The organism is Pseudomonas sp. NPDC087639, from assembly GCF_044743385.1.
In the GTDB taxonomy this organism is placed as follows: Bacteria; Pseudomonadota; Gammaproteobacteria; order Pseudomonadales; family Pseudomonadaceae; genus Aquipseudomonas.
Window position 1 is genome coordinate 22,369 of sequence record NZ_JBIUWI010000062.1, and the last position, 11,004, is coordinate 33,372.

Annotated in this window: 10 protein-coding genes; 9 read left to right on the forward strand and 1 reads right to left on the reverse strand. The window is 60.2% G+C overall.

Features of this window, described 5'->3' with window-relative positions; all coding sequences use genetic code 11:
- Window positions 1–26: 26 nt before the first annotated feature.
- Entirely contained in the window at window positions 27–1,127 is a 1,101-nt protein-coding gene (gene queG, locus ACIOVB_RS21790; RefSeq protein WP_401271268.1) for a tRNA epoxyqueuosine(34) reductase QueG, read from the reverse strand.
- Between the two features lie 63 nt (window positions 1,128–1,190).
- On the opposite strand from queG, the gene ACIOVB_RS21795 reads away from it, so the two are divergent.
- From ACIOVB_RS21795 to hflC, 9 genes are all read left to right on the forward strand, one after another.
- Window positions 1,191–2,690: an NAD(P)H-hydrate dehydratase gene (locus ACIOVB_RS21795; RefSeq protein ID WP_401271271.1), complete on the forward strand. Its 1,500-nt coding sequence runs from the start codon at window positions 1,191–1,193 to the stop codon at window positions 2,688–2,690.
- Window positions 2,678–3,148, forward strand: a complete 471-nt coding sequence (gene tsaE / locus ACIOVB_RS21800) for a tRNA (adenosine(37)-N6)-threonylcarbamoyltransferase complex ATPase subunit type 1 TsaE (protein ID WP_016985707.1) — start codon at window positions 2,678–2,680, stop codon at window positions 3,146–3,148. Before ACIOVB_RS21795 ends, tsaE begins: the two co-directional genes overlap by 13 nt.
- Before the next feature lie 57 nt (window positions 3,149–3,205).
- Entirely contained in the window at window positions 3,206–4,579 is a 1,374-nt protein-coding gene (locus ACIOVB_RS21805) for an N-acetylmuramoyl-L-alanine amidase (protein WP_401271274.1), read from the forward strand.
- Between the two features lie 5 nt (window positions 4,580–4,584).
- Window positions 4,585–6,486 carry a DNA mismatch repair endonuclease MutL gene (mutL, locus tag ACIOVB_RS21810; protein ID WP_401271286.1) on the forward strand — a complete coding sequence of 634 codons (1,902 nt, stop codon included), beginning with the start codon at window positions 4,585–4,587 and terminating at the stop codon, window positions 6,484–6,486.
- Window positions 6,486–7,457, forward strand: coding sequence for a tRNA (adenosine(37)-N6)-dimethylallyltransferase MiaA (gene miaA, locus ACIOVB_RS21815; protein ID WP_401271277.1), 972 nt, complete (start codon window positions 6,486–6,488; stop codon window positions 7,455–7,457). The genes mutL and miaA overlap by 1 nt, the downstream gene beginning before the upstream one ends.
- 95 nt (window positions 7,458–7,552) lie before the next feature.
- A complete protein-coding gene (hfq, locus tag ACIOVB_RS21820) occupies window positions 7,553–7,819 on the forward strand; it encodes an RNA chaperone Hfq (protein WP_095109354.1) in 267 nt (88 codons plus the stop codon).
- A 12-nt stretch (window positions 7,820–7,831) separates the two neighbouring features.
- Window positions 7,832–9,133 (forward strand): ribosome rescue GTPase HflX, encoded by a 1,302-nt coding sequence (hflX, locus tag ACIOVB_RS21825; protein WP_095187332.1) that lies wholly within the window; start codon window positions 7,832–7,834, stop codon window positions 9,131–9,133.
- A 96-nt stretch (window positions 9,134–9,229) separates the two neighbouring features.
- On the forward strand, window positions 9,230–10,402 hold the full coding sequence (gene hflK / locus ACIOVB_RS21830; protein WP_401271280.1) for an FtsH protease activity modulator HflK: 1,173 nt from the start codon (window positions 9,230–9,232) through the stop codon (window positions 10,400–10,402).
- The coding region (gene hflC, locus ACIOVB_RS21835) for a protease modulator HflC (protein WP_401271283.1) at window positions 10,402–11,004 on the forward strand (603 nt) is incomplete at its 3' end. The genes hflK and hflC, both read left to right, overlap by 1 nt.

Here is an 11,004-nt window from a genome sequence, read left to right on the forward strand (position 1 = left end):
AGAACCAAGAGTACTCAAGGGCAAGATCATGATTTGAGCTCTTTGCTGGCCAGTTTCGCGTGCGCAGGTCGGGAGTGCTGTTCCAGCGCCCACTCCACATGCTCTCTAACCAACGCTGACGGATAATCCCGTCGCGCCTTCAACGCTTCCAGCACCGGGATCGTTGAAGGCGCATTGCCCAGCCCCACCGCCAGATTCCTCAACCAGCGCTCATACCCCGCTCGCCGCAACGGTGAACCTTCGGTGCTGCTCAAGAATTTCTCTTCATCCCACAAAAACAGCTCGGCCAGTTCGGCGTTGTCGAGGTTGTGCCGTGGCTTGAAGTCGGTTTCGCCAGACGGCCGCGCGAAGCGGTTCCACGGGCAGACTATCTGGCAGTCATCGCAGCCGAAGACGCGATTGCCGATCAGCGGACGCAGTTCTTCAGGGATGGCATTTTTGAGCTCGATGGTCAGATAGGAAATGCAGCGCCGCGCATCCAGCACATAAGGACCGACGAAGGCGTTGGTCGGGCAGATATCCAGGCACGCCGTGCAGCGACCGCAATGTTCGGTGCTGTGCGGTTCATCCACCGGCAGCGGCAGGTCGACGAACAGTTCGCTCAGAAAGAAGTAACTGCCGGCTTTGCGGTTCAACACCAGGGTGTTTTTGCCGATCCAGCCCAGCCCGGCCTGCTCGGCGATGGCTTTTTCCAGCACCGGAGCGCTGTCGACGAAGGCGCGGAAGCCAAACGGGCCAATCTCGGCTTGTATCTTGTCCGCTAATTGTTGAACGCGTTTACGGATCAATTTGTGGTAATCGCGGCCCAAGGCATAACGCGACACGTACGCTTTTTCCGGTTGGGCCAGACGTTTGGCCATCTCGGTGTCGCCCGGCAGGTAGTCCATGCGCAGGGAAACCACGCGCAACGTACCGGGTACCAGCTCTTCCGGATGCGAACGTTTGCTGCCGTGGGCACCCATGTAGTCCATTTCGCCGTGGTAGCCAGCTTCGAGCCAGCGCGCCAGGTGCTGCTCATGCTCTGCCAGATCCAGGCCACTGATGCCGACTTGCTGAAAGCCCAGCTCGCGGCCCCAATCCTTGATCGATTGGGCGAGGGCGGGCAGGTCTGTAGTGATGGCGGACATGAGGCGAGAGAAACCGGAGCTGAGGTGCGTATAATTCTGCCAGACATCGGAGCCCGAATACGCATGCCGCACACGAAAGATGAATTACCCGACGCGCTGTACTGCGCCGCTCAGGTGCGCGAACTCGACGCACGGCTGATTGCTGCCGGCACGCCGGGCTTCGAATTGATGCAGCGCGCCGCACATGCGACCTGGCGGGCGCTGGTCCGACAATGGCCTTCAGCGACCGAACTGACGGTGCTCGCCGGCCATGGCAACAATGCCGGTGACGGTTATCTGGTAGCGGTTCTCGCTCAACGCGCGGGCTGGCAAGTTCAGGTGTTGGCCGTCGGTGATCCGCAGCGCTTGCAGGGCGACGCAGCATTGGCCCATGCCGAGGCGGTGACCGAAGGCGTGGCGATACAGGGCTGGAACCCCCTGAGCCCATTACGCGGCATCATCGTCGATGCCTTGCTTGGCACCGGCCTCACCGGTGAGGTTCGCGAGCCATATGCCAGTGCCATCAGGGCGATCAATGCCAGCGGTTTGCCGGTAACGGCGGTGGATATTCCTTCCGGACTGTCCGCTGATACCGGGCATGTGCTCGGTGCCGCAGTTCGCGCCGACCTCACCGTCACCTTCATTGGGCTGAAAATCGGTCTGTTCACCGGCGATGCTGCGGATCACATCGGCTATCTGGCATTTAATGATTTGCACGCCACGACCGAAATCTATCGTGACATTCCTGTCAGCGCTCGACGCCTCAATGCGGCTAATCTGCCGCGTCTGGCCGCACGTGCGCAGGCCGCGCACAAAGGGCGATTCGGGCATTTGTTGTTGATCGGTGGCGATCACGGTTTCGGCGGGGCGATTCTGCTCAGCACCGAAAGCGCACTGCGCAGCGGGGCGGGCATGGTTTCGCTGGCAACGCGACCGGAGCACGTGTCGGCGGCGCTGACGCGGGTTCCGGAAGTGATGGCGCTAGGGGTTTCATCGGCCAATCAATTGATGAGTCTGCTGGAAAAAGTGTCAGTGCTGGTCGTCGGGCCGGGGCTTGGACAGGCGAGTTGGGGGCGGGCGCTGTTGTCTGCCGCCGTCAACGCGCCGTTGCCACAAGTGTGGGACGCCGATGCATTGAATCTGCTGGCCAGCGGATTCGTCAGCCTGCCCAAGGATTGCGTGATCACTCCGCATCCGGGCGAAGCGGCGCGTTTGCTGGGGATCAGTACTGCTGAAGTACAGGCGGATCGCCCGGCGGCCGCTTTGGCTTTGAGCAAAAAACATACAGCAGTGGTGGTGCTGAAAGGCGCCGGCAGTTTGATTGCGCATCCCGATGGGCGTCTGGCGTTGTGTCACCAGGGCCATCCGGCCATGGCCACCGCTGGGCTCGGCGATGTACTGGCAGGCTTGACCGGCGCACTGTTGGCGCAAGGCATGGACGGTTTCGATGCCGCCTGTCTGGCGGTCTGGCTGCACGCCAATGCCGGGATGCAACAAGGGAAATTCGGCCGTGGGCTGGCGGCCAGTGATTTGATTCCAGTCATTCGTCAGTTGTTGGAGGAGCATGCACCGTGTCTGAAGTAACCCTGTACCTGGCCGATGAACAGGCCATGAGCGACTTTGGCGCACGGATCGCCCGGGTGACCCAGGGCCACGGCCTTATTTTCCTCGAGGGCAACCTGGGGATGGGCAAAACCACGCTGTCCCGAGGGATCATTCGTGGGTTGGGGCACGTCGGGGCGGTGAAAAGTCCGACCTTCACCTTGGTCGAACCCTACGAGATTGGCGATATCCGCGCCTTCCACTTTGACCTGTATCGCCTGGTCGATCCGGAAGAGCTGGAGTTTCTCGGCATCCGCGACTATTTCGAAGACGACGCACTGTGCCTGATCGAATGGCCCGATAAAGGTGCAGGCTTTTTGCCAAAGCCGGACCTGACCATTACCATTAGCCCGCAAGACAGCGGGCGTTCGCTGAAAATTTTATCCCAGGGCTCGCGTGGCGAGGCCTGGTGTGCCGCTTTGGCGTTGGAATCCAATTAGATGATGGGGTTAGGTATGCGCTTTCGCGCGTTGGTGGCTGCCGCTGGACTGATATTGATGGCAGTAACCGTCAACGCTGTGGCCGACTCAAAGGTCAACAGCGTGCGCCTGTGGCGGGCGCCGGACAACACGCGACTGGTCTTCGACCTGAGCGGCCCGGTGCAACACAGTGTTTTCACCCTGACCTCACCGGATCGGCTGGTGATCGACATCAACGGCGCCACCCTTGGCGCGCCGCTGAATGTGCAGACCGCGAACACGCCGATCACCGCGATGCGCTCGGCCCAGCGCACGCCGACCGACCTGCGGGTGGTCATCGATCTGAAAAAAGCCGTCACCCCGAAAAGCTTCTCGCTGGCGCCTAACGCGCAGTACGGCAATCGCCTGGTGGTCGATCTGTTCGATAATGCGGCCGACGCGGCGCCGCCGCCTGCGCCAACGCCGCGGGTTGCGACTGTACCGGCCGTGCCGGTCACCCCGACCGAGCCGACAATCAAGCTGCCGCCAGCCCCGGCCGGCAAGCGCGACATTATTGTGGTGATTGACGCCGGCCACGGCGGCGAAGACCCGGGTGCGTCCGGTTCGCGTGGTCAGCGTGAAAAAGACGTGGTGCTGCAAATCGCTCGCGAACTGCAGCGTCAGGTCAACGGCATGAAAGGCTTCCGCGCTGAACTGACCCGCACCGGCGACTACTTCATTCCGTTGCGCGGGCGTACCGAAATTGCCCGCAAAAAGGGCGCCGACCTGTTCGTGTCGATCCACGCCGACGCCGCGCCTTCTGCGGCGGCTTTTGGTGCGTCGGTGTTTGCCCTGTCTGATCGCGGCGCGACGTCGGAGACCGCCCGTTGGCTGGCCGACAGCGAAAACCGTTCCGACTTGATCGGTGGTGCCGGCAACGTCAGCCTCGATGACAAGGACCGCATGCTCGCCGGCGTGTTGCTCGACCTGTCGATGACGGCTTCGCTCACCTCCAGCCTCAACGTCGGTCAGAAAGTTCTGACCAACATCGGCCGCGTCACACCGCTGCACAAACAGCGCGTTGAACAGGCCGGGTTCATGGTGTTGAAGTCGCCGGATATTCCGTCGATCCTGGTTGAAACCGGCTTCATCTCCAATGCCAACGAAGCGAACAAACTCTCGGCGTCGAGCCACCAGCAAGCGCTGGCACGTTCGATCAGCAGCGGCGTGCGCCAGTTCTTCCAGCAGAATCCGCCACCGGGCACCTACATTGCCTGGCTGCGTGATTCCGGCAAGATCGCCCAGGGCCCGCGTGACCACCGTGTCGGCCCGGGTGAAACGCTGGCAATGATCGGCGTGCGCTATCAGGTATCGCCGGCCACATTGCGCAGCGCGAACAACCTGAAAAGCGATGAGCTGAAAGTCGGCCAACACCTGACCATTCCTGGCACCGAACTGGCGTCCAAAGAATGAACGAAGTGCTGAACGCAGCCCGCATCGAACTGCTCAGCCCCCGGCTGGCGAACCAGATCGCCGCCGGTGAGGTGGTCGAGCGCCCGGCGTCGGTGATCAAGGAGCTGCTGGAAAACAGCCTCGACTCCGGCGCCAAGCGCATCGATGTCGATGTCGAGCAGGGCGGCGTCAAGCTGTTGCGAGTCCGCGACGACGGCAGCGGCATCTCCGCCGACGACCTGCCGCTGGCGCTGGCCCGTCACGCCACCAGCAAGATTCGTAATCTGGAAGACCTCGAACAGGTGATGAGCCTGGGCTTTCGCGGTGAGGCACTGGCGTCGATCAGTTCCGTCGCGCGTCTGACCCTGACCTCGCGCACCCGTGACGCCGATCAGGCCTGGCAGGTCGAAACCGAAGGTCGCGACATGGCGCCGCGCGTGCAACCGGCCGCGCACCCGGTCGGCACCTCGGTTGAAGTCCGCGACCTGTTCTTCAACACCCCGGCGCGGCGCAAATTCCTCAAGACCGAAAAAACCGAATTCGATCACCTGCAAGAAGTGATCAAGCGTCTTGCACTGGCGCGTTTCGACGTGGCGTTTCATCTGCGCCACAACGGCAAGACCATTCTCAGCCTGCACGAAGCCCACGATGACGCGGCGCGTGCGCGGCGTGTGGCGGCGATCTGTGGTTCGGGTTTCCTGGAGCAAGCCTTGCCGATCGAGATCGAGCGTAACGGCTTGCACCTGTGGGGCTGGGTCGGTTTGCCGACCTTCAACCGCAGCCAGGCGGACTTGCAGTACTTCTTTGTCAATGGCCGGGCGGTGCGCGACAAGCTCGTGGCCCATGCGGTGCGTCAGGCCTATCGCGACGTCTTGTTCAACGGTCGGCACCCGACGTTTGCGCTGTTTTTCGAGGTCGACCCGGCGGCGGTGGACGTCAACGTGCACCCGACCAAGCACGAAGTGCGCTTTCGCGATGGGCGCATGGTGCATGACTTCCTTTACGGCACGCTGCACCGCGCGCTGGGCGATGTGCGTCCGGAAGATCAGCTTGCCGGTTCAGTCACCACCGCTGTTGTCCGGCCAACCGGCCTTGATGCCGGTGAGTTCGGCCCGCAGGGTGAAATGCGTCTGGCGGCCAATGCGTTGCTTGAGCAAGCGCAGGCGCAACCGGCGTTCAATACGTCGGCGGGCCCCAGCGCTGGTGGCGCTTATCAGTATCAATACACGCCGCGTCCGCAGTCGGCGATGCCGCCTGCCGCTGAGGCTCAGGCTGCGTATCGCGAGTTTTTCGCGCCGTTGCCTGAAGCCAACGCCAATGCGCTGCCGGCCGGTCAGGAAGATATTCCACCACTCGGGTACGCGCTGGCGCAGCTCAAGGGCATCTACATTCTGTCCGAAAATGCCCAAGGGCTGGTTTTGGTGGACATGCACGCCGCCCACGAGCGGATCATGTACGAACGCCTGAAGATTGCCATGGCCAGCGAAGGCCTTAGCGGCCAGCCGTTGCTGGTGCCTGAGTCTCTGGCGGTGAGTCAGCGCGAGGCCGATTGCGCCGAAGAGCATGCGGCGTGGTTTCAGCGTCTTGGCTTCGAGTTGCAACGCCTTGGCCCGGAAACATTGGCTATTCGACAGATTCCGGCTTTGCTTAAGCAGGCTGAGGCTAATCGTCTGGTGGGTGACGTGCTGTCGGATTTGATGGAATACGGCACCAGCGACCGGATTCAGGCGCACCTCAACGAACTGCTGGGCACCATGGCCTGCCACGGCGCGATCCGCGCCAACCGGCGCCTGGCCCTGCCGGAAATGAACGGCCTGCTGCGTGACATGGAAAACACCGAGCGCAGCGGTCAATGCAATCATGGCCGACCGACCTGGACCCAACTGGGCCTGGACGATCTGGACAAACTGTTCTTGCGCGGTCGTTGATGAGCCAGCTTCCTCCAGCGATTTTTCTGATGGGCCCGACCGCTGCGGGCAAGACCGACCTGGCCATCGAGCTGTCCAAGGTATTGCCATGCGAGTTGATCAGCGTCGATTCTGCGCTGGTTTATCGTGGCATGGACATCGGCACCGCCAAGCCTTCAAAAGAGCTGTTGGCTGAGCATCCGCACCGTTTGATCGACATTCTTGATCCGGCTGAAGCGTATTCGGCTGCTGATTTTCGGCGTGATGCCCTGCAAGCGATGGCCGAAATCACATCGCGCGGAAAAATCCCGCTGCTGGTCGGCGGCACGATGCTCTATTACAAGGCTTTGGTCGACGGCCTGGCAGACATGCCGGCAGCCGACCCCGAGGTGCGCGCGCAGATCGAAGAAGAAGCTGCACGCCTTGGCTGGCAAGCCTTGCACGAGCAATTGGCAGCCATCGACCCGGAGTCAGCGGCGCGGATACATCCGAACGATCCACAGCGTCTGAGTCGGGCGCTGGAGGTTTATCGGGTCAGCGGTCAGAGCATGACTGCCCTGCGCCAGCAACAATCTGCGCAAAGTACTGAAGCAGCCGCTTCGGGACTGCAACAATTGCCCTATACTGTCGCGAACTTGGCCATTGCCCCGGCGAATCGTCAGGTATTGCACGAGCGTATTAAACAAAGATTCACAAATATGTTGGAACAGGGATTCATCGACGAGGTCGTAGCCCTGCGTAAAAGAAGTGACCTGCATGCCGGGTTGCCGTCTATACGTGCAGTAGGTTACCGCCAAGTCTGGGATTACCTGGATGGCAAACTGAGCTTGGCCGAAATGCAGGAGCGCGGAATCATCGCCACGCGCCAATTGGCCAAACGCCAGTTCACCTGGCTGCGCAGCTGGGAAGATTTACACTGGCTGGACAGTCTTGATTGCGACAATCTGCCACGCGCCTTGAAATACCTTGGGACCATCTCCATATTGAGCTGAGTCCTTGCAATTGCCGTCTATCCTTGGGGGTGTGGCGGCCAAAGCCATCTGAATTACCTATTTTTTATTATTGAATCCTTAAAGGAGTGCGGCACATGTCAAAAGGGCATTCGCTACAAGACCCTTACTTGAATACTTTACGTAAAGAGAAAGTTGGGGTTTCCATCTACCTGGTCAACGGTATCAAACTGCAAGGCACGATCGAGTCCTTCGACCAGTTCGTGATCCTGCTGAAAAACACCGTCAGCCAGATGGTTTACAAACACGCTATCTCTACCGTCGTGCCAGTTCGTCCAATTCGTCTGCCTAGCGCAACCGAAAATGAACAGGGCGACGCAGATCCAGCTCCGGGTAACGCCTGATAGGAGTCTCCTTTGTTCTTTGAGCGCCACGGTGGTGGTGAACGGGTCATCCTCGTTCACTTGGATGGACAGGACCCTGAGGCGCGCGAAGATCCGCAGGAGTTTCAGGAACTGGCTAATTCGGCGGGCGCCGAGACCGTTGCGTTTTTTAACGTGCCGCGTCATCGGCCAACCGCCAAATTCCTGATTGGCAGTGGCAAGGTCGAGGAACTACGCGACCTGGTTCATGCCGAAAAGGCCGATCTGGTTATCTTCAATCACATCCTCACGCCCAGTCAGGAACGTAACCTCGAACGTGTTTTCGAGTGTCGCGTGATCGACCGCACCGGTCTGATTCTCGATATTTTCGCCCAGCGCGCCCGCACCCATGAAGGCAAGCTCCAGGTCGAACTGGCCCAGCTTGACCACATGAGCACCCGGCTGGTTCGTGGCTGGACTCACCTTGAGCGTCAAGGTGGTGGCATCGGCATGCGTGGTCCGGGTGAAACCCAGCTGGAAACCGACCGTCGTCTGTTGCGGGTTCGCCTGCGCCAGATCAAGGGCCGGCTGGAAAAAGTGCGCAGCCAGCGCGAACAGTCGCGACGCGGCCGCTCGCGTGCGGATATTCCTACCGTGTCTCTGGTGGGGTATACCAACGCCGGTAAATCCACACTCTTCAATAACGTGACGAAATCCGACGTGTACGCGGCGGATCAGTTGTTCGCCACGCTGGACCCGACCCTGCGCCGTCTCGAACTGGACGACCTCGGGCCGATTGTTTTGGCCGACACCGTGGGGTTCATCCGTCACTTGCCCCACAAGCTGGTCGAAGCATTTCGGTCTACGCTCGAAGAGTCGAGCAACTCCGATCTGCTGTTGCACGTGATCGATGCGGCCGAGCCGGATCGCATGTTGCAGATCGAGCAGGTGATGGTGGTGCTGGGTGAGATTGGAGCCCAGGACTTGCCGATCCTCGAGGTATACAACAAACTCGATTTGCTTGAAGGCGTTGAGCCACAAATCCAGCGCGATGCCGATGGCAAGCCGCAACGGGTCTGGCTGTCCGCGCGTGATGGCAGTGGTCTGGAATTGCTTGAGCAAGCTATTGCCGAGTTGCTGGGCAGCGATTTGTTTGTGGGCACATTGCGTTTGCCGCAACGATTCGCTCGACTGCGTGCGCAGTTCTTCGAACTCGGTGCGGTGCAGAAAGAAGAACACGACGAAGAAGGCATCAGCTTGCTGGCCGTTCGTTTGCCCCGGGTCGAGTTGAATCGACTGGTAAGCCGCGAAGGATTGCAGCCGATGGAATTCATCGAGCAACACACTTTGCAATAAAAGCCTGACAAAGCGGTTGTGCCGCAACGGCAGGCATTCTGTAGCATTGGTCGGCGCGCCGTGGGTGCGTCTTTGCTTTATCAGATGGAGAGCGCTATGGCTTGGAATGAGCCGGGTGGCAACTCGAACAATCAGGATCCTTGGGGTGGCAAGCGCCGCAATAACGGCGACCGCAAGGGGCCACCGGATCTCGACGAGGCCTTCCGAAAGCTGCAGGAAAGCCTGAACGGGTTGTTCGGTGGTGGTAAGAAACGCGGTGGTGATGACGGCGGTGGTTCGGGCAGGAGTAGTGGCGGCTTCGGCGCTCTGCTCGGTATCGGCCTCGTTGTGCTGGCGGCCGTCTGGCTGTACAGCGCGGTCTATGTGGTCGACGAGCAGGAGCAAGCCGTGGTGCTGCGCTTCGGCAAGTACTATGAAACCGTCGGCCCCGGCCTGAACATCTACTTCCCGCCGATCGATAAAAAGTACATGGAAAACGTCACGCGTGAGCGTGCCTACACCAAGCAGGGCCAGATGCTGACCGAAGACGAGAACATCGTCGAAGTGCCGCTGACCGTGCAGTACAAGATCAGCAACCTGCAGGATTTCGTGCTGAACGTCGATCAGCCGGAAATCAGCCTGCAGCATGCGACCGACAGCGCCTTGCGCCACGTGGTGGGTTCGACCGCCATGGACCAGGTGCTGACCGAAGGTCGTGAATTGATGGCCAGCGAAATCAAGGAGCGTCTGCAACGCTTCCTCGATACCTATCGCACCGGTATCACCGTTACTCAGGTGAACGTACAGAGCGCAGCGGCACCGCGTGAAGTGCAGGAAGCCTTTGATGACGTGATCCGCGCCCGTGAAGACGAGCAGCGTTCGCGCAACCAGGCTGAAACCTACGCCAACGGCGTGGTGCCGGAAGCCCGTGGTCAGGCCCAGCGCATCCTTGAAGATGCCAACGGTTACCGCGACGAAACGGTTTCGCGCGCCAAGGGTGAGGCAGATCGCTTTACCAAACTGGTCGCCGAGTATCGCAAGGCCCCTGAAGTCACCCGCCAGCGTCTGTATCTGGACACCATGCAGGAAGTCTTCAGCAATACCAGCAAGGTACTCGTGACCGGTAATAAAGACGGCCAGAGCAACCTGCTTTACCTGCCGTTGGACAAAATGATTCAGAACAGTTCGGGCAGCAATGCACCGGTCACCGGTTCGGCTGCCTCCAGCAACACGGATGTCACGCCGCATGTCACTGACGTGCCGCAGTCGCGTACAAGGGAGACCCGCTGATGAGCAATAAATCGCTGATCGCCCTGATCGTTGGCGTTGTCGTGGTACTGGTTGGCTGGAACTGCTTCTACATCGTGGCTCAGACCGAGCGCGCGGTGTTGCTGCAATTCGGTCGTGTGGTGCAGGCGGATGTTCAGCCGGGTCTGCATGTGAAAGTGCCTTACGTTAACCAGGTGCGTAAATTCGACGCACGTCTGATGACGCTGGATGCACCGACGCAGCGTTTCCTGACTCTGGAAAAGAAAGCCGTGATGGTTGATGCCTACGCCAAGTGGCGCGTGAAAGATGCCGAGCGCTTCTACACCGCAACTTCCGGCCTCAAGCAAATCGCCGACGAGCGCCTGTCCCGTCGTCTGGAATCCGGTCTGCGTGACCAGTTCGGTAAGCGCACCCTGCACGAAGTTGTGTCTGGTGAGCGTGATGCGCTGATGGCTGACATCACTGCTTCGCTGAACAAGATGGCGGAAAAGGAGCTGGGTATCGAAGTTGTCGATGTCCGGGTCAAGACCATCGATCTGCCGAAAGAAGTGAACCGCAGTGTGTTCGAACGTATGAGCACCGAGCGTGAGCGTGAAGCTCGCGAGCACCGCGCCAAGGGTAAC